General features: G+C 52.4%; 22 protein-coding genes. 6 read left to right on the forward strand and 16 right to left on the reverse strand.

Annotated features, from left to right (window positions below; all coding sequences use genetic code 11):
• Positions 1–155 precede the first annotated feature (155 nt).
• Positions 156–632, forward strand: coding sequence for a hypothetical protein (locus KO508_RS06375; RefSeq protein WP_216007517.1), 477 nt, complete (start codon positions 156–158; stop codon positions 630–632).
• A 48-nt stretch (positions 633–680) separates the two neighbouring features.
• On the opposite strand, the gene KO508_RS06380 is transcribed toward KO508_RS06375, so the two are convergent.
• Positions 681–1,565, reverse strand: coding sequence for a bile acid:sodium symporter family protein (locus KO508_RS06380; protein ID WP_216007518.1), 885 nt, complete (start codon positions 1,563–1,565; stop codon positions 681–683).
• 228 nt (positions 1,566–1,793) lie between these two features.
• Here KO508_RS06380 and KO508_RS06385 point away from each other — a divergent pair, with 228 nt between their 5' ends.
• Positions 1,794–3,236: a WS/DGAT/MGAT family O-acyltransferase gene (locus tag KO508_RS06385; RefSeq protein ID WP_216007519.1), complete on the forward strand. Its 1,443-nt coding sequence runs from the start codon at positions 1,794–1,796 to the stop codon at positions 3,234–3,236.
• A 2-nt stretch (positions 3,237–3,238) separates the two neighbouring features.
• Here KO508_RS06385 and KO508_RS06390 read toward each other — a convergent pair whose 3' ends face one another.
• Positions 3,239–3,868, reverse strand: coding sequence for a TetR family transcriptional regulator (locus tag KO508_RS06390; RefSeq protein ID WP_216007520.1), 630 nt, complete (start codon positions 3,866–3,868; stop codon positions 3,239–3,241).
• 195 nt (positions 3,869–4,063) lie between these two features.
• Here KO508_RS06390 and KO508_RS06395 point away from each other — a divergent pair, with 195 nt between their 5' ends.
• Complete coding sequence (locus tag KO508_RS06395) at positions 4,064–5,179, forward strand: ferredoxin reductase (protein ID WP_216007615.1); 1,116 nt, start codon at positions 4,064–4,066, stop codon at positions 5,177–5,179.
• Between the two features lie 11 nt (positions 5,180–5,190).
• Positions 5,191–6,270, forward strand: a complete 1,080-nt coding sequence (locus tag KO508_RS06400; protein WP_216007521.1) for a fatty acid desaturase family protein — start codon at positions 5,191–5,193, stop codon at positions 6,268–6,270.
• A gap of 8 nt (positions 6,271–6,278) precedes the next feature.
• Here the strand turns inward: KO508_RS06400 and KO508_RS06405 are convergent, their stop codons facing one another.
• From KO508_RS06405 to KO508_RS06415, 3 genes are read right to left on the reverse strand one after another with little or no spacing between them, the layout of a single operon-like run.
• Positions 6,279–6,716: an RrF2 family transcriptional regulator gene (locus tag KO508_RS06405; protein WP_216007522.1), complete on the reverse strand. Its 438-nt coding sequence runs from the start codon at positions 6,714–6,716 to the stop codon at positions 6,279–6,281.
• 34 nt (positions 6,717–6,750) lie between these two features.
• On the reverse strand, positions 6,751–7,119 hold the full coding sequence (locus tag KO508_RS06410) for a YbaN family protein (RefSeq protein ID WP_216007523.1): 369 nt from the start codon (positions 7,117–7,119) through the stop codon (positions 6,751–6,753).
• Positions 7,120–7,166: 47 nt separating this feature from the next.
• Positions 7,167–7,382 carry a hypothetical protein gene (locus KO508_RS06415; RefSeq protein ID WP_200361907.1) on the reverse strand — a complete coding sequence of 72 codons (216 nt, stop codon included), beginning with the start codon at positions 7,380–7,382 and terminating at the stop codon, positions 7,167–7,169.
• 255 nt (positions 7,383–7,637) lie between these two features.
• Here KO508_RS06415 and moaA point away from each other — a divergent pair, with 255 nt between their 5' ends.
• Both moaA and KO508_RS06425 read left to right on the forward strand, forming a co-directional pair.
• Positions 7,638–8,630 (forward strand): GTP 3',8-cyclase MoaA, encoded by a 993-nt coding sequence (gene moaA / locus KO508_RS06420; protein ID WP_216007524.1) that lies wholly within the window; start codon positions 7,638–7,640, stop codon positions 8,628–8,630.
• A gap of 140 nt (positions 8,631–8,770) precedes the next feature.
• Positions 8,771–10,501 carry a thiamine pyrophosphate-binding protein gene (locus KO508_RS06425; protein ID WP_216007525.1) on the forward strand — a complete coding sequence of 577 codons (1,731 nt, stop codon included), beginning with the start codon at positions 8,771–8,773 and terminating at the stop codon, positions 10,499–10,501.
• Here the strand turns inward: KO508_RS06425 and KO508_RS06430 are convergent.
• From KO508_RS06430 to narJ, 11 genes are all read right to left on the reverse strand, one after another.
• Positions 10,498–11,040, reverse strand: coding sequence for a nitrous oxide reductase accessory protein NosL (locus KO508_RS06430; RefSeq protein ID WP_216007526.1), 543 nt, complete (start codon positions 11,038–11,040; stop codon positions 10,498–10,500). The genes KO508_RS06425 and KO508_RS06430 overlap by 4 nt on opposite strands.
• 43 nt (positions 11,041–11,083) lie before the next feature.
• Complete coding sequence (locus KO508_RS06435) at positions 11,084–11,914, reverse strand: ABC transporter permease (RefSeq protein ID WP_216007527.1); 831 nt, start codon at positions 11,912–11,914, stop codon at positions 11,084–11,086.
• The gene (locus tag KO508_RS06440; protein ID WP_216007528.1) at positions 11,911–12,843 is read right to left on the reverse strand and encodes an ABC transporter ATP-binding protein; all 933 of its coding nucleotides are present in this window, start codon (positions 12,841–12,843) and stop codon (positions 11,911–11,913) included. The genes KO508_RS06435 and KO508_RS06440 overlap by 4 nt, the downstream gene beginning before the upstream one ends.
• Positions 12,843–14,108 carry a nitrous oxide reductase family maturation protein NosD gene (locus KO508_RS06445; RefSeq protein ID WP_216007529.1) on the reverse strand — a complete coding sequence of 422 codons (1,266 nt, stop codon included), beginning with the start codon at positions 14,106–14,108 and terminating at the stop codon, positions 12,843–12,845. The genes KO508_RS06440 and KO508_RS06445 overlap by 1 nt, the downstream gene beginning before the upstream one ends.
• Before the next feature lie 209 nt (positions 14,109–14,317).
• On the reverse strand, positions 14,318–16,213 hold the full coding sequence (nosZ, locus tag KO508_RS06450; protein ID WP_216007530.1) for a TAT-dependent nitrous-oxide reductase: 1,896 nt from the start codon (positions 16,211–16,213) through the stop codon (positions 14,318–14,320).
• A gap of 77 nt (positions 16,214–16,290) precedes the next feature.
• On the reverse strand, positions 16,291–18,471 hold the full coding sequence (gene nosR, locus KO508_RS06455) for a transcriptional regulator NosR (protein WP_216007531.1): 2,181 nt from the start codon (positions 18,469–18,471) through the stop codon (positions 16,291–16,293).
• Positions 18,472–18,566: 95 nt separating this feature from the next.
• Positions 18,567–18,968 carry a ribonucleotide reductase subunit alpha gene (locus tag KO508_RS06460; RefSeq protein ID WP_216007532.1) on the reverse strand — a complete coding sequence of 134 codons (402 nt, stop codon included), beginning with the start codon at positions 18,966–18,968 and terminating at the stop codon, positions 18,567–18,569.
• Between the two features lie 23 nt (positions 18,969–18,991).
• A complete protein-coding gene (locus tag KO508_RS06465) occupies positions 18,992–19,768 on the reverse strand; it encodes a Crp/Fnr family transcriptional regulator (RefSeq protein WP_436836612.1) in 777 nt (258 codons plus the stop codon).
• 153 nt (positions 19,769–19,921) lie between these two features.
• Entirely contained in the window at positions 19,922–20,728 is an 807-nt protein-coding gene (locus KO508_RS06470; protein WP_216007533.1) for a peptidylprolyl isomerase, read from the reverse strand.
• Between the two features lie 61 nt (positions 20,729–20,789).
• A complete protein-coding gene (narI, locus tag KO508_RS06475; RefSeq protein WP_216007617.1) occupies positions 20,790–21,467 on the reverse strand; it encodes a respiratory nitrate reductase subunit gamma in 678 nt (225 codons plus the stop codon).
• 23 nt (positions 21,468–21,490) lie between these two features.
• A complete protein-coding gene (gene narJ, locus KO508_RS06480) occupies positions 21,491–22,243 on the reverse strand; it encodes a nitrate reductase molybdenum cofactor assembly chaperone (protein WP_216007534.1) in 753 nt (250 codons plus the stop codon).
• Between the last annotated feature and the right edge of the window lie 4 nt (positions 22,244–22,247).

Here is a 22,247-nt window from a genome sequence, read left to right on the forward strand (position 1 = left end):
AATGAACCATGAACGAAACACTCACTCTCCTGCAAGCAGCCTTTACCTATGATGCTCTCAACGTTCAGGAGGTCCTCTCATAGGAGCAGGTCCAAGAACGCTTTGAAAAAGACGATTGAACGACACTCCACAATCAATGAATCAGGAGCAACACCATGAAAACACTCATAGCAACCGCTCTTACCGCAAGCCTTGTTACCGCGCCACTGGCTTTCGCATCCGGCACGGTTGACGACGCCAAGCGGGCGATCCAGATCGGATCCGACTACGGCATTTCACACTTCCACAGTATAGAGCTGGAAGACGATCGCGACGACGTTGGCAGCATGGAGATTGAAGGCTGGGTAGATGGGCAATGGTATGTAGAGCTAGACATCGATAGTGATGGCACTATTCAAAAGGAAGAGCGCCGCAAGCGAAATGACGGACCTTGGGGCCTGACTGCCGCGGATGTTGAAAAGTACATTGATGCCAGTGCAAAACAAGGCATTAACCGCATGGAAGAAATCAAAATCAACGCCAAGGGCGAGATTGAAGTGGAGGGAGATAACGCCGAGGGGCAGGAACTGGAAATCGACTTCCACACGGGCAGTATGGAACCCACACGGGTGGATAAAGACGGTTGGGTGTAAGCGCGAAACCCTTGCCGGCGCACAAGCGCCGGCAGAAGCTATTGGCTCTTATTTCACAAGCTCGGAGCTGGCTTTGGGAATGAGGCGCCGACCGTACATAGCAAGCAAAAAGCCGATGGGAAACATGAGCACACCATAGACCGCTGCCGGTATCGACATGGCGCTAGACTCCAGTAACGTGAGGGTCACCATCAAAGCAATCGTGCCATTCTTCACGCCCAACTCTACCGCAACGGCCAGAGATTCTCGTTGGGTTAGCCCCGTCATACGGCCCGCAAGCAAGCCGATAAAAATACCCGCTGCATTCAGCAGAATGGTTGCTGGACCTGCCTGCTTGAGCAATTCCCAGATCTGATCCCGCGCGCCATACATAAGCGCAACGATCAACAAGGCAAGTACAACGCCGCCGAACACGCTCACAATACTTTCAGCCTTGCGTGCAACCTCTGGTTTACGTGAGCGCACCTGCATACCGATTGCCACCGGGAAAAGCACGATTCCAATCAGCATACCGATGGTTTTCCATACCGGCAGAACAATATTTTCCTCCGTGCCCATGTAGAACTGCAGCGCCACATTGGCAAACAGTGGGAGTGTGAGAATGGTGATCAAACTCGCACTAACGGTCAGCACAATCGACAGTGCAATGTTGCCTCTGGCAAGCAACACAAAAAGGTTGGAGGTAGTGCCTCCAGGGCACGCGGCAATAATCACCAAGCCCACCGCAATGGCGGGTGGCACTGCTAATAAAGACGCCAATGCAAATGCTACTAAAGGCATCAACAAAATTTGCGTTAAGGTTCCTACAATAAGGCCTTTGGGATAGACCGCCACTTGGCGAAAATCGCGAGTGGTCAGGGTCATGCCTATACCAATCATGATGATGAACAATGCAATCGGCAGTCCTGCTGAGATTAGTGGGCTGGATTCCACAATGCCTCCGGATGTTGTTATTTGTTATTCGTTTAACGTTGTGAAACTAACATAAGCGCTACACTTTCGGGAGCCTGATAGGCGCAACCTTGTATAAAACCTCTGAAATGGTTTGAAGATACTTTTTTCACATCAATGATCGTCTGAGTAAGCAGTAACCCGTATACTTGCAGACAACAAATAAAAGACACACTTTGACGCCCCAAACCGGGCAGAGGTGCTTAAGGAATGAAACGTCTGGGAACACTTGATGCCTCATGGTTAGCCGTAGAGTCAGAAGACACGCCAATGCATGTTGGCAACATGTTGATTTTTTCATTGCCGAAAGACGCGCCCGACACCTTCCTTCGCGATATGGTTACCAGCATGAAGGAGACCGGCGAGATTGCACACCCGTGGTGCTCCAAGCTTGCATGGTCCGGCACACTGGGCCGGCTAATAGCTCCCGCCTGGAAGGTCGACAAGAATCTCGATCTTGACTACCACGTGCGCCACTCAGCTCTTCCCAAGCCCGGCGGTGAACGGGAGCTTGGTGTTCTAGTGTCGCGCTTACACTCCAACCCTTTGGATTTCGCGCGCCCACTCTGGGAGTGCCACGTGATTGAGGGGTTAGAAAATAACCGGTTTGCCCTCTACACGAAAATGCATCACTCGATGATTGATGGCATCAGTGGCGTGCGTTTGCTGCAGCGAGTTTTGAGTACAGATCCAAATGAAAAGGGCATGTTGCCACCCTGGGCCATGCGTCCGGAAAGACTCAAACCACGCAAAGGCGAATCAAGGCAGAGCGTTCCTTCTGTATTTTCTCAGGCGCTGGATGCCGTCAAGCTGCAAGCAGATATGGCGCCCACTCTATGGCGCGCGGGGAACCGTCTCGTGCAATCTGCTCGCCATCCGGAGGGGGGCCCTACCGCACCCTTTGTCGGGCCAGTCTCGAAAATTAACCACCGGGTGACCGGCCAGCGCCGGTTTGCCACTCAGCACTACAAGCTTGATCGCCTAAAAGAATTGGCTCACGTATCCAAATCGTCTCTGAACGACATAGTACTGTACCTGTGTGGCACAGCACTTCGGCGCTTTTTGCTAGAACAGAATGACTTACCGGAGACCCCACTTACAGCAGGTATTCCGGTCAATATCCGGCCGGCAGATGATCAGGGCACAGGCACGGCGATCAGCTTCATGATTGCCTCTCTTGCAACAAACGAAGCCGACCCACTTACCCGCTTACAGAGCATCATTGCCTCCACAACCCGGGCAAAAGAGCACCTGCAAAAGCTGCCCAAGAGCGCCCTCACCCAGTACACCATGCTGCTGATGTCGCCCTATATTCTACAGCTTTTGTCTGGCCTTGGCGGGCGCATGCGCCCCGTGTTCAATGTGACCATATCCAACGTACCCGGCCCGCAAGAAACCTTGTATTACGAGGGCGCCAAGCTGGAGGCCATGTACCCGGTTTCATTGATAGCGCACGGCGGTGCTCTGAATATTACCTGCCTGAGCTATGCGGGAGCACTGAATTTCGGGTTTACCGGCTGCCGGGACACCCTGCCCAGCATGCAAAAACTGGCGGTGTATACCGGAGAAGCGTTTGATGAACTAGAAGCGCTAATTCTACCGCCCAAGCGTAAGCCTAAAAAAGCGCTGGCAAGCAAAAACGGCAAGGCCTGAGCTTAGGGCCCTTTGTTATCCCAGTGTGCAGCACCAACGAAGATGAGCTGAAGGAAGCGGCACGTCCGCTTCCTTATTTGTTCTACCTGATACTCATCTTCCGCCGAAATGCCCATTAGGTCGGTAAGGCTGAAGGCGACACTGCGAACCACCAGATCGCAGGTCATTTCAAGATCTCCGTCAGAAAGGTGGTCTGCCAGTTTCAATCGCCGCAAGTCGTTCGCCAACTCAGTGGCAAAATATCGCATTTCACTGCGAATGCCGTCTTGAATAGCCCGGCTTTCCCCCGCCAACCCTTGAGCCATAAACAAAAAGAAACTGCGATTAGCCTGAGCATGGCTGACAAAAATCCCCACCGACTCCTCAATAAGCTTATCCGCCTGAAAGACGTTTTCACGCGCCTCCCGCATCATTCGTCGCAGCACTAGCCCAAGCTCATCGACTAGTTGCAACCCCAAATCATCCATGTTGCGGAAGTGCCGGTAAAAAGAAGTAGGTACCACACCCGCCTGACGCGTTACCTCACGAATACCAAGGCTGGCGAAATGCCGCCCCTTGCTCACTAGCGATAGCACGGCACTCATCAGCTTTTCACGGGTCTCCCCGGGTTTGCGTTTTTTTCTTTCCGACATGACTTGCCCATACCGCACTTATCTTTGGGTTAGGGTAACAAGTGTACACATACACAAAAAATAAAGTATCGAATGTTTGTCATTTAATGCCAACAGAAGGCTCCCCGTTGTTTGCTTAAACACTCATGTGTACAGTCGTACACAATGTGTGTACAAGTGTACACATTTGGTTGGGCCGCATAAGGAGAAAGCATGATGCTGGCAAGAAACACTCAAACAAACGCACTGCACTGGCTTGGAAAGCAGCTTTTTAATCGGGATGATCCGGCTGCCTTCTTCGACCCACTGCTGGAGACGCTTGACCCCATGTTGGTACAGAGTCAAACACCTGCAAGGGTCGAGCAGGTTATTGAAGAAACCGCTGACACGCGCACATTTGTACTGAAACCGGCGACACGCTGGGCTGGCTTTCACGCAGGCCAACACGTCAGCATTTGCGTTGAGATTAACGGCGTTAAACGCACGCGCACGTTCAGCCTATCAAGCTCCCCCGAGCTATGGTCTGAACAGGGGCTGGTTACCCTAACCATCAAACGACTGCCCGGCGGTCTGGTTACCAACTGGTTGCATGACCATCTCGGTCAGGGGCAGGTGTTGGGTTTTGGTGAGGCCTTTGGAGACTTCCTGTTACCAGACACACCTAAGCCGGTGCTCTTTATCGCTGGTGGCAGCGGTATTACACCGATTCTTAGCCAACTGGAAACCATGGCCGCGCGAGACTTCCGGGCACCGGTCACCCTGCTTTATTTCGTGCGCACCCAGCAGGATGTTATTGCGGAAGAGCGCTTGAAGGCTCTTGCCAGCCGCTACAGTGCTCTAACCTTGAACATTATCGCTACCAATGAAAACGACAAGCCCCGCTATTTGAAAAGCCAAGACCTAAAAGCTGTACCAGGCCTCAAAGCAAGGCACGTATTCCTGTGCGGCCCCAAAGGTCTAATGGATCTCGCCAACGAGCTATTGCACCAGCAGGGTGTGCTCAAAAAGGACATTCACAACACTTTCTTTTCTTCGGCAGCTCCAACTTTGAGCTCTGATCTGGCGGATCAGGTTCTTGGCGGCAAAGTAGAGTTCTGCAAGAGCAATCTGGAAGCCAGCTCTGAGGGCGATGCCAGCTTGCTCGAAATCGCCGAGGCGTCAGGCCTTAAACCACGCCACGGCTGTCGCATGGGTATTTGCCACCAATGCAGCTGCCGCAAAACCAACGGTACAGTAATCAATCGACTCACCGGAAAAGCCTCCGGCCCTGGGGAGGAAAGCGTTCAGCTTTGCATATCCATTCCCCATGGCCCTGTAACTATCGATGTTTAAGGAGCAACACTATGAAACAGATGACTGAGGTACAGCTCCAAGAACTGGAGCAAGATTTGGACACCATTCGTGATGAGGTTCTCGCAGACTTGGGGGAGCGGGATGCGCGCTACATACGCCGAGTCATCCGCTTGCACCGTGCCCTTGAAGTGGGAGGTAGGGTAATGATGCCGTTCGGCTTCATACCACCCATTTTTGTGGCGGCAACGATTTCTCTCGGTCTTTCTAAAATCATAGAGAACATGGAAATTGGCCACAATGTAATGCATGGCCAATATGACTGGATGAACGACCCTTCCCTACACTCGCAAACCTACGAGTGGGACACCGCGTGCTCATCCGACTCCTGGCGACGAACCCACAATTTCGAGCACCACACCTACACCAATATCATCGGCAAAGACCGCGACTACGGCTACGCCCTGCTGCGCCTGAGTGATGATAAAAAATGGCACCCAGCCCATAGTCTGCAGTTTCTAAACTACATTTTGTTGAGCGTGTTTTTCCAATGGGGTGTTAGCTTGCACGAGCTGGAGTTCGAGCGCATAAGGCGCGGCGAGGTCCGCCTGCGAGACAAACTTCCGTTTCTAAGGGATCTCCTGCACAAAGGCAGCAGGCAGGCCTTCAAAGACTATGTATTCTTCCCGCTTATTACACTGCCCGTAGCGCCTATCGTGTTGGCGGGCAACCTGGGGGCCAATCTGATGCGCAACTTATGGTCGTCCACCGTGATCTTCTGCGGGCACTTCACTCAAGATGCTGAAACCTTCAATGAAAAAGACTGTGAGAATGAAAGCAAGGGACACTGGTACTTGCGCCAGCTTACCGGCTCGTCAAACTTTACCGGCAACAAATGGGTACATCTGCTTAGCGGGCACTTGAGCTATCAGATCGAACACCATGTTTTCCCGGATCTGCCGGCACACCGTTACCCGGAGATTTCCGGCAAAGTTCAGGCGGTATGTCGCAAACACGGCATAGGCTACAACACAGGTAGTTTTGGGCACCAGTACAGCACCGTAGTAAAAAGAATACTGACCTACTCTCTGCCTGACCCACTGCGCACTAAGCTGGTAGGCCAGCCAACCTAAGCAGGCCGTCAGGCTATCTGGAGTAGCCTTAGTAGCTGCGGCTTGTACTGATCTTTCATAATGTCTTGCAGAGTGTATTTATCGAGCACTGAAAGGAATGCCTGCAGAGCTTCTCCGAACATGGGTTTGAGCCCACAAGCCGGGGCGATTTTGCAGGCGTTTTTAGAGGAGTAACATTCAACAATGCTCAGATCATGCTCGGTTTCACGTACCAGCACGCCCACGTTGATATCTTCTGGCGCCATGTGCAGCCTCATGCCACCTTTTTTGCCTCGGACCGTTTCTATATAGCCCTTTTTATTGAGCTGGTGCACTACCTTCATCAAGTGGTTTTTGGAGATGTCGTAGCTGTCGGCAATTTCCTGAATCGTTGCCAGGCGATCACCCTGCACCGCCAAATAAATTAGCACTCTAAGTGAGTAGTCGGTGTATCGGGTAATATGCATTCAACACTCCAGATATTCAGTAAAAGCCGTTAAGTTAATACGAAGGCCGAGTTAACAAGTACATCGCCACGCACGCCATAAAAGTGCCTGATATAGCCAATACTATTCCTGCTACCCCCATAAAAAACAACAAGCTCCAGCTCAGCAACATCATGCTGCAAGCCAGCACTTTGGCCTTTTTGGGTATAACCCGGTTTCGGCGCCAATCTATTATGGCTGGTCCAAACGTCGGGTGTTCCTCAAGCCAACTGGCAAACGCCGGAGAACCTTTGCTGGCAAAGAAAGCTGCCAGCAAGACAAAGGGAGTGGTAGGTAGCAAAGGCAACACAACGCCGATGGCAGCCAAACCTATTGATAAGTACGCAAGAACCCTGAAACCGGTTTTGCCAGATCGCGCGGCCATAGCGAGAACCTCACCCCTGTTCAATCTTTCGCCCATTCTACCGATAATCAGTGAACAGGTCTCCCGAGACGGCTTAAAAATACCAGCCGGGCAACATAAGAAATTTTGATACCAACGGCAAACAGCAAAGTGCCCACATGGGCAAGCACTTGAATCATCATAGGAAATCGCCCGGCAAAGGGGTAAGCCATCAAAATAGTGGCAATGAGGCCGAACAAAGACCAAACCATAGCGCTATTGGCACGAAACAGTAGTTTTTCCATCCTATCCTCCAGAGAGACCTTCATCGCGCATCAGGGTTTTGCGCTCAACTAATAACAAGTATTTTATAACCATCTTTTGATCGAAAATCAACCACCTTCCGCAAATCAATCAGGCGCTCTCAACAAAGAATCCACCACGAACGGCGTTAGGCTGGCTTACCTAACGAGGGGTATCGGCTTCCCTGTTAGATTCTGCGATACTCAACCTATCAGTAATCCTTAAACGCGCATTCAGCAGTTACAGGAAAGATATCGATGTCCAAAAGCAAACTGACAGACCGTTTTGGCAGAACCGTCAATTACGTGCGCCTGTCCGTTACCGACCGCTGCGATTTCCGCTGCGTTTATTGCATGGCAGAGGAGATGACGTTTCTGCCACGGCAACAGGTTTTAACGCTTGAGGAAATTGCCCGAGTAGCGAAAACATTCGCGTCTTTGGGCACAGAAAAAATCCGCCTCACCGGTGGCGAACCTCTGGTTCGCAAAGACATTCTTGAGCTGGTTCGGGAAATAGGTACCTACGGCCTGCGTGACTTCGCCATGACCACTAACGGCAGCCAGTTGCCAACCATGGCAGAACCACTGCAGCAAGCTGGCCTGAAGCGGCTGAATATTAGCCTAGACTCTTTGGATCCGGAAAAGTTCGCCAGCATTACCCGCACGGGTAAACTGTCGCAGGTTCTGGAAGGTATAGACGCAGCCAGAGCTGCCGGGTTTAAAGGCATTAAACTCAATACCGTTGTGATGAAAGGTGGGAATGATCACGAGGTACCGGATTTAATCGAGTTTGCGCGTAAGAAAAACGTGGACATTACGTTTATTGAAGAAATGCCACTGGGTGAGATTTCCGAACACGATCGTGGTCAGGCTTTATGTACCAGTGACGAGGTGCGCGACATAGTCCGCCAGCACCACGACCTGAGGCCTACGCCGGAAGACTCCGGCGGCCCTGCCCGCTATTACCGAATGTCTGACAGCCCTATTAAAGTTGGCTTTATCTCGCCTCACTCCCACAATTTTTGCTCCACCTGCAACCGGGTACGTGTAACCGTTGAGGGCAGATTACTGCTTTGTTTGGGCAACGAGCACTCTGTTGATCTTCGCCGGGTACTTCGTGGCCATCCGGTAACCAATGACAAACTCCGGCAAACCATCATCGACTCAATGGATCTAAAGCCAGAGCGCCACCACTTCTCAAGCAATGGCGATGTGCAAATCCTGCGCTTCATGAATATGACGGGGGGGTGATTCCCCTCGTCTTAGCCATACGGCTGACCAATCAACCCCTACACTACTCTTCCACTCTTTACCCCCTTCACTGCACTGGCCTACTGAGTCGTTAAGCTTTAAGCTCTTGAACTCACAAAAATAATTTTCAGGGCAGACTCATGAAAAAAACCGGCGCCACTCTCGTTCGCCATGCACTGGAGCAACTCGGCATACGCCGCACATTTGGCATTCCGGGTGTACACACCACTGAAATCTATGACGAGCTTAACCGTTCTGACAGCATTGAGCCTGCACTTGTAACCCATGAGTGCGGCGGTGCGTTTATGGCAGATGCGGTCAGCCGCACCGGTGCAGAGCTGGGCACCATGCTGATTGTGCCAGCAGCGGGCGTTACCCACGCCGCTAGCGGTATCGGCGAGGCGGGCATTGATGGCATCCCCATGCTGATCATTTCCGGCGGGATTCATTCAGAGTCGGGGCACCGTTACCAGCTTCACGAAATGGACCAGCATGCCCTGCTCAAGCCAATCACCAAGAAAACGTGGCGCATTGCCAACCACAGAGAAATCATTCCAACGCTTTACGAAGCCTACGACACTGCAATGGGTGGCGAGCCCGGGCCGGTCTTTGTCGAAATCCCGGTAAACATTAGCAACTTTTTGGGCGAAGTGGACGACATGCCACTTTACCAAGCCCCGCCTGCCCCCAAGCAACCGGACCAGACTTTGATTGATGCGGCAGCTCAGGCTCTGGTGCAGGCAACGCAGCCAGGGATTTTTGCAGGCTGGGGCTCAGTTGATGCTCAGGCAGACTTGATCGAACTGGCCGAACTGCTGGATGCGCCTGTTTCAACAACGCTTCAGGGCCTTAGTGCCTTCCCGGGCGACCACCCGCTGCACACCGGAATGGGTATGGGCCACTATGCCGTGCCAGCCGCAGCCAATGCCTTCGCAAAAATAGATTGCCTGTTAGCGATCGGCACACGATTCTCGGAAATCCCAACCGGAAGCTACGGCATTAATCCGCCCAACACCTTGATTCATCTAGATATTAATCCTGAAGTATTTAGCACCAACTATCCGGCCACTCATGCCATTGAAGGAGACGCACGAGTGACCCTGCCTGCGCTTCTGAAAGCTGTAAAAACTCTAAAAGCCTCGGCCTCTGATACTGGCATCCGCGCGCAAATTGCCCATGACAAAGCGGCTTATAAAAAAGAGTGGCGTGATCACGATAGTGGCGACCGGGTAAACCCGGAACTGTTTTTCAGCCACCTGCGTGAGCGCCTTAATAACGATGCGATTGTCGTCGCGGACGATGGCAATCATACGTTTTTGGTGGCCGAGCTGATGCCTATTTTGGGCGCCCGGAATTACATGTCTCCGAGCGATTTCAACGCCATGGGCTATTGTGTGCCCGGAGCTATCGGCGCAAAGCTTGCCAATCCTGAGCGTCAAGTTGTCGGCATTGTTGGCGATGGCGCATTGCTGATGACGGGCATGGAGCTGGTCACCGCGGCACGTTTACAGGCCGGTGTGATGATTTTCGTGTTTAATGATGGTGAGCTATCGCAGATTGCTCAGGCACAGCAAATTCCATACAACCAGAAGACCTGTACGGTGCTTGGCACCATGGACTATGAGGCCTTTGCCAAGGCTGTGGGTGTTGAGTTTGTTTCTATGGCGGGGAATCAGGATATTTCTGACAGCCTAGAGATTGCGCTTCAGAAGTCGGCGGCTGGGAAGCCGGTTTTAGTGGATGTGCGCATCGACTATTCCAAGTCGACACGGTTTACAGCAGGGGTGGTGAAGACCAACTTGTCTCGGATGGCGACCCGGGACAAGTTGAAGATTGTGGGGCGGGCCCTATGGAGAAGAGTCCGACCTTAATGCCTCATATCACCATGCATTTCACCGGCGGGCATCTCTGTGTTGAGGTGCTCTAAGGTGATTGCATCAAAAGCCAATATCTCACCCCCGTGTTCCATCATAAAGTCATGAGCCGCCGATTCGGTGGAGAAGCTCGCCAATGTCTGACCCATGGCGCCTTTGCGTTTCGAGCCAACCACGTAGACAGCTTCGCGGGCGTCTATCAGGGCGGTGTCATCGGGGCTTTCCCATTCGGTTTGGCTCATGTCGTGAACATAAAGCGTGTGCTTGCGCATTGTGTTCTCTGGCTGCAGTGACCAGGCGAACATGTCTCGGGTGGAGCAGAATTTGTGAACGGTTTGTTCTTTTTCGGTAATCACTTCGCCCTTCGGGCCGGGGAAGCGGGTTATGGCCATGCCGCATACGTGGCACTCGTCGCCGTCTTCTATGTGCACCGCAGCGGGTTTTTCGACGACTTCTTCAGTTTCTCCGGAGCAGCCGACCAGAAATACCGAGAACATCAGCAATGCAGATAATAGTTTTAAACGTACAGGTTTCATGGAGTTCTCCAGAGTTAAGTGGCTAAAGCTAGGTTGGCCAAAATTAAATGCGGCGGCTACGGAACAACGCCCATGCGCCAGTTAAGGGAATAACAAACCAAAGAACCAATGCCAGCCACAGCCCGCTCGGGCCAATGGGCAGGTCTGCACCAAGGCTTAGAACGCCACTGAGCTGCGCGCTATCACTAAACGTCACTATGTTTAGCAAACGGTAGATATCTGTGGGGTTGAGTAGCAGCAGCCAGGGCAGCAGTTCTGGGTTGAACTCGCCTTGGCTTGCAACCAGTGTTCCAAGCAGCATCAAGTCGAATATCAGCACAAAGAAAAACCAGATAGCTAAAGCTAATCCTGCAGCAACCGGTTTCTCGCTTACACGCACGCTAACGACATACGCCAGTGCAATAAAACTCCAGCCCAGCAATGTGGTCGAAACGATAAAACGGAACATGGCGATAGCCAGAGCTCCGACGGCGACATCTTCTACCAGCAATGCAATGGCAACACCTGCCACGCCAAAGCCAATCAAGGTAGCCAGCGCCAACGTAAGCCCGTGGCCGAGAAACTTGCCGAACAACAATTGCCCACGGCTTAGGGGGTAGGTCATTAACAGCAACAAGGTGCCGCCCTCTTCCTCCCCCACAATGGCGTCATAAGCCAAGAGCAGGGCAATAAGCGGAATGAGGAAAATACCCAAACTGGCAAGACTGGCAATCGTTGCCGGGGTAGAGGCGTAACCCACCTGCCCAGATGCTGCGGCACCGAACCAGGCGATGCCGACTGCGAGAGTTGCGAACACTATGGCGATCGCTATCAGCCAACGGTTGCGCAAGCTGTCGCTCAACTCCTTACGTGCAATAGTCCAGATACTGTTCATTGCGCACCTCCGCGGTGGGCAAGACCACCAGACCCTATAAAGTGCACATACACGTCCTCCAGTGTTGGCTGGTAAATGCCTAAGTCGCGCACCTCGCCGGAGGCCATCAGAGCCTTCACCAACGCCATTTTTTCCGCTGGGCGAACATCCACATGCAGCCGTCCATTATCGTGGCGCATCATTAGCCCTGCCGAAGCCTTGGCATTATTGACAACAGACTCCAGTGCCGCCACGGTGCTTTCCGGTTCAATAGAAAGCGTGGTGGGCATGTTAGCTTGCCTACGCAACGAGGCCAGATCCCCCACTGCTTTCAAACTGCCTTCGGTAAGAATCGCCGCCCGATCAATATAGGGCTCCACACCGGGAAGCACATGGGAGCACAAAACAATCCCCGTGCCTTCATCCCGCAACTTGCGCAAGAGGCGGTACAGATCAGCCGTGGCCACGGGATCCAGCCCCACTGTGGGCTCATCCAACATCAACAACCGAGGTTTACCGAGCAATGCTTGTGCGAGCCCAAGGCGCTGACGCATGCCTTTGGAGTAGGTTTTAACCCGAGTATCCATCGCATCATCCAACCCCACCTGCCCCAGCAGTTCAGGCACTTGGCGTAGGTTCGCGCCTTTTAACCGAGCAAAATGCGCAAGAATCTCGCGGCCGGTGAGCTGTGGATAAAACATCACGTTCTCTGGCAGATAACCGATATGCTGGCTGATTTTGGGATCGCCAGCTTCGCCATCCAAAACCGACACTTTACCTTGGGATGGGGTCATCAACCCCAGAATCAGCTTGATGCTGGTCGTTTTGCCTGCGCCGTTGTGACCAAACAACCCAAGAATCTCCCCGGGCTCAAGCCGCAAATCAACGCCATTCAACACCAGCGCCTTATCGTACTTGTAGCTCACATTCTCTAGACAAAAACAGCTCATCAGGACTCCGGTTGCAACATGTTGGGCGGACTCATCAACGGGTATGAATCAGTCACTCCCGCGGCCTTAACCACTGGAAACGCTTCCTGAACCCAGCGCAGCGTATCCACCGCCGGGCTGAACATCAGGATTTTGGCCTCGGGGTAGGTCCATAGCAGGCGATCAACATTATCGTTAGGCTCGTAAGGCACATCGCCGATACCATCCTGATTGCGATCCCAACCCAGATAGTCACTCCAGAAATTACCCTCGTCGCCCTTCGACCACTCCTGCGTGCGCTGGGCGACATACTTGACCTGACGCTGATTGTTGATAAACGCATTACGGAAAACCTCGTTATCCTCCGAGCCTGCGGTTAAATGGATACCCACTCCGCTGTCCCGAAACACGTTGTTTTCAAACGTGTTGTACAAAGAGTTATAGATAAAAACGGCCTTCCCTTCAGCGCCAGATACAGAAACACCAGCCGTCTGACCCTGCGACACGCCGGAAACCACATTCCCCCGTAGTACCGACTGGGTAATGAAGTTCATCAGAATGCCGTAATTCTCATCATTCTCGGAACGGTTATTGAGCACAGTAAGCCGCTTGCTTTGCATCAGCGCGTAGCCAGTACGGGTCCCTCGGGTCACATTACCTTCCAACAGATTATCCATGGAATACATATAGTGAATCCCATAGCGCAGATCCGCCATGGTGTTATTGCGAATCTTATTCCCGTTAGCCGTCTCAATATAAATCGCATCTCGGGTTTGGCGAATATCATTCCCTTCAATCAAAGCCCCGGTGGTATTGAACAAATGAATACCATTCCCGCGGTCATTCGGACGAACAGTCGCATCACCACGAATGATATTGTTCCTAACCGTCACATCCGGCGCCGCATCCAACCAGACACCAAACGCCGTGCCTTGCAGGTCGTTACTCTCAATCGTCGTGTCACTGGCCTCACGGTTAATAAAAACCCCGGCATCAAGCTCATTCAGATCCGTACCCCAGTTCCGGATACGACACCCTGTGAGCGTTACGCCCTCAGCCAGAATCTCCACCGCATTCCCCGTACCGCCACCATCAATCAGTGTTCTCGGACTGCAAGCCACAGCCACCCCTGGCACCCGAATGGCCAAAGACGGAAGGTTTTCAGGTGGAAGCTCAAAAGAAGCGCCCGGCTCCAGATCATCCAGCTGCTGCTGAATATCGGCCTGAGCGGTCAGCGATAGCGAAGCGACTGTCAGGGCCGCAACTACGCGCAAAATGTGGTACATCAAATAAGTTCTCTAGCTGAAAGCTACTGCCAAATTCGGGCAATACATTGGAAGAGCGACTTCCAAAACTGTGCGAAGCCATGGATGGCGAAGCCAAGCGTACATGGAAGTATTCACAGCGTGTTTTGGAAGTCGCTCTTCCAATGTATTGCTTCTCAAAAGTCAGAAAACACGGAGCCCAAAGAAGGGCTCCGGTCAAAACACCTAAATCAGGCTTTCTCTACCAACATCCGACCCGTCATCTCCATGTGCAAAGCGTGACAGAACCAGTTGCAGTAATACCAGTTAACCCCCGGCTTATCCGCAATGAACGTAACCGAAGACGTCTGCTGCGGGCTGATCTCCATGCTCACACCATGGTTAACCATAGAGAAACCATGAGTCACATCCTCAATGGTATCCTGATTGGTAACATACACCGTCACCTCATCGCCCTGCTTCACCTTGAACTCAGTCAAGCCGAACATAGGCGCAACCGACGTCATGTAAACGCGAACCTTATTACCATCGCGAATCACCTTGTTATCGGATTCCAGAGTAATGCCATCCTTCTCGGCCTGAGCGCGGGCGCTAGCAAAGTAAGGGTCGTCACGGGTATAAACCTTCTTGGTCTTGATCTGATCACGGCGAACCATAATGCAGTCGTGTGGCTCGGCGAAGGCGGGGCCGTCGTGAACCAGCTTCATCTCTTCACCGGAAATATCGATCAACTGATCGTTCTCCGCATGCAACGGACCTACCGGCAGGAAGCGGTCTTTGGAGAACTTTGACAAAACAACCAGCCACTTGCCATCCGCATCACGTGATTCTGTCAGTGAGGCATGGTTATGGCCCGGCTGGTAATGCACATCCAGCTTCTGGCGCAGGTAATTAACGTCTTCACCGTTATAGTGCTTGATGGCATCAGCGATGTTCCACTTGGCTACCTGACTGTCGATAAACAGCGTAGTGTATGCGTTGCCGCGGCCATCGTAGGTGGTGTGCAGAGGCCCAAGACCCAACTCTGGTTCGGCAACAACAACATCGCGAAGTTCGATTTTGTCATCAAACACATCGTCCAATTTATCGATCGCAATCACCGTACAAGTAGGCGACAGCTTACCGGCTGCGATGAAATACTTACCGTCCGGAGAAGTATTCACACCATGCGGGTTTTTGGGCACAGGAATGTAACGGGTAAGTTTAGATTTGCCACGGCCATCGACAACCGGAACTTTCGAATCACCTAGCGTCTTGAAGTCGCCATTTTTTACAGCTTCCTCGATACGCTCAACGTTGAATACCACAACCCAGTCCCGATCGTTGCGCATGGTGCCCGCAAGATCCTTGGCCTTCTCCGAGTTGTAACAGGTAGAGGCTGCATACTTACCGGTGTAGTCGGCATCGGTGTTATCCAGATTGCCATCGACAATAACCTGCCAGGCCACTTCCATGGTTTCCGCATCCAGTGCATTGAACATGGTGTAGCTGTTCTCCATGGAAAAATCGCTACCATCGTTCGGATGGGGAATCACATACTCGGCATTACAGAACACGTACTTGGTGTGCGGCACCTTCTGCAAACGCAAGCCGTGAATCGCCTGCACGTTCGGAATGTGAGTGATTTTGTCGCACTTCATGATATCCAGACGGATACGAGCTACGCGAGTGTTGGCTTTATCGTTGATGAACAGGTATTTCCCATCGTAACGCCCATCGGTCATGGAAACGTGGGGGTGGTGGCAGTCGCCGTTCAAGAACTTGTTGTCGTGACCAAGAACATCCTTACTTTCGTTAGTAATACCCCAGCCCGTCGCAGAATCCACATTAAAGACAGGGATACGCATCAATTCGCGCATGGACGGCACGCCAAGAACTCGCACTTCGCCCTGATGACCACCACTCCAGAAACCGTAGTACTCGTCAAGTTCGCCCGGCCCTACGTGAATCTTGTTTTGTGCTTCCTTCGCCGCAGCGGCAAAGGACTCGCGGGTCATTACAGCACCACCTAGGCCCGCAGCACCAACCGCACCGGCCAGCGCAGTAGCACCCAGGAAACGGCGGCGGCTCAGGCCGCTTTCACCACTTTCCGGCATGTCCTTTTCGAACTCATCTGTCTTTTTCATAACATCCAACTCCGTTATTAGTAATGGCGGTTCTATTTCTATTTTTTGGTTTTTTTCGTTTTTGGTTTTTTGCCTTGCTAAGTCACCTGAACCACTGGAATCTCTTCCGGGTGGCCCGGCGCATTGTGACCACGACGTTTACCCCGACGCTTGACGATCAGCGGTGGGCATTTGTGGTCATCGAAATAGGTCATCTGGCAATCCAGGCAGTAATGACATTCCTGATAATTGATGGTGCCGTCGGGATGAATCGCCTGAACCTCACATTCCTTGGCACATAACTGGCAAGGATTGCCGCACTCTTTACGGCGTTTGAGCCAGTCGAACACACGCAGTTTGGTAGGAAGCGCCAAGGCGGCGCCCAGTGGGCACATGTAGCGACAGAACACTTTGCGAGTAAAAATATTCACTACAAGCAACAGAACGGCGTAGGTGACAAACGGCCAACTGCGGTCGAAGTGCAAGGTAATCGCGGTTTTGAAGGGCTCGATTTCCGCCATTTTTTCAGCAGTTGCTAGGGAGTCCAAAGACACCCCGAATAATACAAGCAACACAATGTACTTAACGGCCCACAATCGTTCGTGAATCGCCCAGGGCACGTCGTACTGGCGCACTTTGAAGAAGCGGGCAATTTCGTTGATCAGCTCCTGCAGGGCACCAAACGGGCACAGCCAACCGCAATAAACCGCGCGTCCCCACAGCAGCACAATACCCGCCACAGCGGCCCATAGCACAAAGATAATCGGGTCAATAAGGAAGGTTTCCCAAGTAAAGCCAGTGACCAAACTGTGCACGAACGCCAAAACGTTAACGATCGACAACTGGCCCAAGGCATACCAACCAATGAAAAATAGCGTATAGGTGAGGAATGCGTGGCGAATCCAGCGCGTAATCTTGGGCTTTTTCACCAGCCAATCCTGGAAGAACAGAATCAGTAGCAGCACACCAATACCGATTCCCAGCACGATCACCTGGAACTGACGTTGATACCACACCTGCACCCACAAAGGCTGCTCTTCAAGCCACTCTTCCTCCGTGAGAATTGGCTCTGCTCGAGTGTAATACTGATCCGGCAACTGGTACTCCAGCGGAAACACCTGAAACTCGCTGTCCAGAGGACCGGTCTGGCGCTTTACGGTCAGTTCCAGAGTCCAGAGTGTGCCGGGGTCAAAATTGTGCTGTTGCCGAACAATAAAAATCGCCATTTCCTTAAAATCCGGCATCCCTTCGGCATACACATCGTTGAGGCGATAAAAGTCCAGATCACGGAAGTTGAAGGTATCGCCGTACTGACGAATCTGAACCCGGTCAAAAATACCACCGCGCACATAGCCGGAACCTTTGAAGGAGTATTCACCGTTAGCCATAACGGCAATGGCCTGCTCCCCCTCTTTCAATTCGGACATCAGCCAGTCGTACTGGCTCTCGCCGAGCAGATTCCGGCCAATGGTCGGTGTATCCAAATAGGCTGCGTACAGGTCTATCAGAGGTTCGTCACGTTCATCCGGTGCGGCCGTTTCGACACCCTCTGCATCGGTGCCTGTGAAGGAGTCATCTACCTGACCTTTGGTTAGCAGCATGCGGCGAATTGAGCCATCACCTGTTAGTTGCTCCCAAGTACGGGGCTGAAAACCATCCATAATGACTTCAGCTGTGGGTGGGCGTTTGGTACCGCTACCCTCTACCAAACCCAGCTCGGCGCCTACCCGATGAGCGGTTCGCATAATAACTTCGTTAATCACCATTACCGTCACGGTAGCACCGGAGAGACCGTCTACAGCGACCTTGCGCTCGGTGGAGGTACCGCCTACGGTCACGCGCTGGTCTGCTTTCAGCCCGGCGTACTGGTCAGTGAAGTCATGCATTTTGCTTTCGGGAATACCCACCAAAAGTATGGGCTCGTCGTGGTGAATCACTTTGGCAAAGCGGATAGTGCCTTCGGTATCCAGCACTACCATGGCGTTTAGCGGCTTACCGGAATAGGCAGGGGTTTGCACAAAATCAAGGGATTGGTAGGCATAGCCTTTGAGCTCGTCGCCAGCATACAACTCTTGTATGGCGCGGTTGCCTTCTCTGGGTTCCAGCTGTGTCACTTCCGGAAAGGCCTTCTCGATAACTTGGCGCCCGGCCACCGGCTCATATTGACTAAGGGGGGCGGCCTGAGCCAGAGGTAAGGTTGCCAGCAGCAGGGTGAATAAACAAAAAACAGCACGGAAATTAACGTTCAAAGCAAGCCCCCAACAAAAACAACAAATCATCCAAGCTTGAGTTAACCAGCCTAGGTGACTGAGGAATAAATCAAATACCTCTATGTGGTTAGATCTTCCGTGAAAAACCAGATAGATAACTCCGTTTAACCAAGGCTAACGGCGTTTCCACTCGTATCTAAGGGCAGGTAATTGCTAACATTTCCCAAGCGAATGGATTCCACCATCATGGTCATCGGCTGCTGGGCTTCGTCTGACGATGGAGGCGTTCCACCTCTGCCGGACATGGCTGCGACAAACACCACATCCCATGACTGGCCGGTATTTCGAGACTCTTCCACCAGTACAGAAAACTCTGAAACCTCCCGGGGAGTTTTATCAACACATATAACCGGAGTAAGGGCACCGCCCTCGCCTTTTTCGAATGCGGCTTTTTCCTCGGTGGAGGCATCATCCGGTAATTCAGCCCGGCAAAAAACAAACAACAGACGCTGGGGTTCGCGCTCGCTTTTCGTTGCTTTGATCAAGTCACTGTAACTGCTAATCATGAAGGCTATATCCTTTCTAATTTCTACTGACTGATTTCGATCAATCTTTTAGGATCGGAGATAAACAGCTTGCTCCGGTTCACCCTCACCAATCCGTTAGACTTGAGATCCGCCAAAATTCGGGAGAAGGTTTCCGGTTGCATCGCGAGCCTTGATGCAACCAAGCACTTTGGCAAAGGCAACTCTACTTCCCCACCTTCTGCAACGCCGTTTGGTAGCAAGTCGATCAAGTATCGAATCAGCCGATCACGGGCGTTCTGAACCGTCATAATCTCGAGATCATGGAACCGGGAAACTGCGCGCATGGCATAGTGTCTTAGCGCTGCGCTAGCATACTCGGGCTTGCTATCAAGTAGCTCCTGATAAGCTTTTACCGGGATCATCAGAACCTCACTGGATTTCAGCGCTTCGGCGTAGCATGCGTACCGGGCAGGATCGGCGTAGATCATAACTTCCGCAAAGCAATCGCCCGGCGCAATGCTATCGAGAGTACGATCAATGCCTGATGAATCCAGCCTATACAGCCGCAAGCGACCTGATATAACAAAGAAAAAGTGGTGGGCGGGCATATCCTGACGGTAGAGCAGTTGGTGATGCCCAAGACGCAAGCGACGGGATTGCAGAATCAGGTTCTCCAAATCCACATTGCTGAGGGTCTTGAAAAGAGCGTGACTGCGCAGTGGCTGCAACCCGCCTTCATCGTCTGTTAGCGTATTGATAGCCACCATAATCGGTTTGGCGTAGCGGGTTTCTGCAGATTGCATCGCCACCATTGTTTTATCCTCGTCCAAATCATGCATTCAAAATCATGTTTTAAATAATAGGAGGATACTTTCGGAAAATCGCTCCCTCCATGGAGGTAGTAACGCGGTTATTCAGGGTAAATTGACTTAACGCAAAATTTCGCATTACTACCCACTTCACAGATTGACTTTCACGCTCACGCGCTGCGATCACTGCATCAACGGTGAATCTGGCAATTCAAGATCTACACCTTCAACGCCCGCTTCAAACGCCAGCACCTGTAGGTACTGACGACAGGCCCGTCGGGTAACGCTCTCGCTCAAGTATTGGCGGATTTTCGGCTTCACATGCTCGTATGGCAGTTGCTCACCATCAATACGCTGGTCCACTCGAACGATGTGCCAGCCGTAGCGGCTTTCGATCAATTCCGGATTCAGGCCCTCTTTGAGGGTGAGCACAGGCCTTTCAAACTCTTCAACGGTTTGCCCCTTACTGATCTGGCCAAGACTGCCGCCTTGATGACGGGATTCGCAAGCAGAGTACTGTTTTGCTAAAGGCACAAACTGGGCGCGGCCTTCTACTAGGGACGACAACAATTGCCGCCCAACTTCTTCTTGGCGCATGCGCTCTTCCACATCATCTGGCGCGGCGGCAAGCAGAATGTGGCTGACAGCCATGAGCGTTGGGCTGCGGAACCGATCGGGGTTCGACGCATGAAAGCGTTCGCAATCCTCGTCGCTGGGTTCCGGCACATCGAGCTCTTGCTCTAGTACGCGAGCGATCGCGGCTTCTTCGTCTAGCTCTTCCGGTAAGTTGAGAGCTTTCGCCTGTTGCAACAAAAGCTCCCGAATAACAAGGCTTTTAGCCGCTTCATGCCAAGCTTCAGCAATCTCTTCAGCCGGGTGATGCTGCATTTCCCGGGCAATATCTTCTTCGGTAATCAGGGTTTCACCCACATACACGGGCGGGAACTGGTTTCTGGGTTTTTCCGGCTCACCGGTGGGGATCAGTTGCATGGCTGTTACCTTTAATAAAGTGGGGGACAGGTCAACCAACCAGCCCCCTGTTTCATTCAAATTACGCCCGCTTACGCACCACCTGATACTTCCGCCCGAAATACTCCAGCGGCACACTTAGCATGTGCACCAAACGGGTGAAGGGGAAAAGTACAAAGATGGTCAGACCGAGGAACATATGGAGCTTATAAATCCAGTGTACGCCCACTAAGTATTCCGCTGCCCCACCCTGGAAGGTAAAGATCGCTTGTGCCCAACCCGCCAATTGCAACATGGTGGCACCATCAAGGTGGCCCAGTGTTGGCAGGATAGTTGCCAAGCCCAGTGCCACCTGAACCACAAGAACAACAATAATCATGTTGTCAGCAAAGGTGCTGCTAGCGCTGATTCTGGGGTCGGTCAGTCGGCGATAAGCCAACATTGCACCACCAACCAGACACATCACCCCGGCAATACCACCCACCACAATCGCCATCACCTGTTTGGTACCCGCTGTCATGAAGGGCTCATACATGAAATGCGGTGTAAGCAAGCCAACCAAATGACCAAAGAAGATCACCAGAATGCCTACGTGGAACAACACGCTGGCCAACACCATGTTTTTCTTACGCAGTATCTGGCTGGAATGTGCCTTCCAGGTGAACTGCCCGTGGTCGTATCTTGCCCAGGTGCCAATAATCATCACCACCAGCGCAATGTACGGGTAAATCCCGAAAATCAGTGTATTCAGATAAGACATCATCTTGGTCTCCTCCTGCGCCGTCAGGCGTCTCTCGCGGCGGCACGCGCCTGAGCGGGCGTTACATCCGTCATCAGATGATCACTGAGGTGAATGGTCTGGGTTTGCTCCATCTCGCGGCGGCGCTGGCCGACAACGCCACCTGTATTACAGGAACTGCCCTGATCATCCACGAACTTCACCATTTCTTCTTCCCAGACCTTGTCCAGAGCTTCTGCCGTATCGTCACGCTCCTCAGAGGCCACAAGCTGTGCCAGCTCCTGACGGTTCGTGGTGCGACCAGACAGTTCCAGCAGAGAGTCCATGGCTACGTGATAGATGCTTTCACGCTGGTACAGGCGCTCGCCCAATAGGCCAAGAATGTGGTGGATATCCTCCAACCAGTTTTTAATCTCGTCCCAAGGCCGGGTCGACAAATACTCCAGAAACAGCGGCAGATAATCCGGCAATTCCTTGGCGTCGATTTCCAACCCGTTAGCGCGATATTGCTCCATCAGATCAACCATGGCCTGACCACGGTCACGGGACTCCCCATGAACGTGCTCAAACAATAGCAACGAGGTGGCTCGGCCTTTGTCGAAGGTGCCGGTGTAGGCCTCTTCGAGATCCAGCAGGTCGTCACCGCACAGGCGATCAATACACTGGAGCAGCTGCTCCTTGTTTTTCCGTGGCAACCGGCTGTCCTCCAGAACAGCGGCAACCATGGCGTCTTTGGAGGCCTGAAGTTCCGCTGTGGGATACTCCAGAATCCGTGCCAGTACTTTCAGTAGTTTCATGTGG

The organism is Marinobacter salexigens (genome assembly GCF_018860765.1).
GTDB lineage: Bacteria > Pseudomonadota > Gammaproteobacteria > Pseudomonadales > Oleiphilaceae > Marinobacter > Marinobacter salexigens_A.

What these genes read in the sequence shown, in the direction of transcription:
- KO508_RS06375 (WP_216007517.1), top strand. Translation starts at nt 156, where the DNA reads ATGAAAACACTCATAGCAACCGCTCTTACCGCAAGCCTTGTTACCGCG.
- KO508_RS06385 (WP_216007519.1), top strand. Translation starts at nt 1,794, where the DNA reads ATGAAACGTCTGGGAACACTTGATGCCTCATGGTTAGCCGTAGAGTCA.
- KO508_RS06390 (WP_216007520.1), bottom strand. Translation starts at nt 3,868, where the DNA reads ATGTCGGAAAGAAAAAAACGCAAACCCGGGGAGACCCGTGAAAAGCTG.
- KO508_RS06395 (WP_216007615.1), top strand. Translation starts at nt 4,064, where the DNA reads ATGCTGGCAAGAAACACTCAAACAAACGCACTGCACTGGCTTGGAAAG.
- KO508_RS06400 (WP_216007521.1), top strand. Translation starts at nt 5,191, where the DNA reads ATGAAACAGATGACTGAGGTACAGCTCCAAGAACTGGAGCAAGATTTG.
- KO508_RS06405 (WP_216007522.1), bottom strand. Translation starts at nt 6,716, where the DNA reads ATGCATATTACCCGATACACCGACTACTCACTTAGAGTGCTAATTTAT.
- KO508_RS06410 (WP_216007523.1), bottom strand. Translation starts at nt 7,119, where the DNA reads ATGGCCGCGCGATCTGGCAAAACCGGTTTCAGGGTTCTTGCGTACTTA.
- KO508_RS06415 (WP_200361907.1), bottom strand. Translation starts at nt 7,382, where the DNA reads ATGGAAAAACTACTGTTTCGTGCCAATAGCGCTATGGTTTGGTCTTTG.
- moaA (WP_216007524.1), top strand. Translation starts at nt 7,638, where the DNA reads ATGTCCAAAAGCAAACTGACAGACCGTTTTGGCAGAACCGTCAATTAC.
- KO508_RS06425 (WP_216007525.1), top strand. Translation starts at nt 8,771, where the DNA reads ATGAAAAAAACCGGCGCCACTCTCGTTCGCCATGCACTGGAGCAACTC.
- KO508_RS06430 (WP_216007526.1), bottom strand. Translation starts at nt 11,040, where the DNA reads ATGAAACCTGTACGTTTAAAACTATTATCTGCATTGCTGATGTTCTCG.
- KO508_RS06435 (WP_216007527.1), bottom strand. Translation starts at nt 11,914, where the DNA reads ATGAACAGTATCTGGACTATTGCACGTAAGGAGTTGAGCGACAGCTTG.
- KO508_RS06440 (WP_216007528.1), bottom strand. Translation starts at nt 12,843, where the DNA reads ATGAGCTGTTTTTGTCTAGAGAATGTGAGCTACAAGTACGATAAGGCG.
- KO508_RS06445 (WP_216007529.1), bottom strand. Translation starts at nt 14,108, where the DNA reads ATGTACCACATTTTGCGCGTAGTTGCGGCCCTGACAGTCGCTTCGCTA.
- nosZ (WP_216007530.1), bottom strand. Translation starts at nt 16,213, where the DNA reads ATGAAAAAGACAGATGAGTTCGAAAAGGACATGCCGGAAAGTGGTGAA.
- nosR (WP_216007531.1), bottom strand. Translation starts at nt 18,471, where the DNA reads ATGATTTGTTGTTTTTGTTGGGGGCTTGCTTTGAACGTTAATTTCCGT.
- KO508_RS06460 (WP_216007532.1), bottom strand. Translation starts at nt 18,968, where the DNA reads ATGATTAGCAGTTACAGTGACTTGATCAAAGCAACGAAAAGCGAGCGC.
- KO508_RS06465 (WP_436836612.1), bottom strand. Translation starts at nt 19,768, where the DNA reads ATGCATGATTTGGACGAGGATAAAACAATGGTGGCGATGCAATCTGCA.
- KO508_RS06470 (WP_216007533.1), bottom strand. Translation starts at nt 20,728, where the DNA reads ATGCAACTGATCCCCACCGGTGAGCCGGAAAAACCCAGAAACCAGTTC.
- narI (WP_216007617.1), bottom strand. Translation starts at nt 21,467, where the DNA reads ATGTCTTATCTGAATACACTGATTTTCGGGATTTACCCGTACATTGCG.
- narJ (WP_216007534.1), bottom strand. Translation starts at nt 22,243, where the DNA reads ATGAAACTACTGAAAGTACTGGCACGGATTCTGGAGTATCCCACAGCG.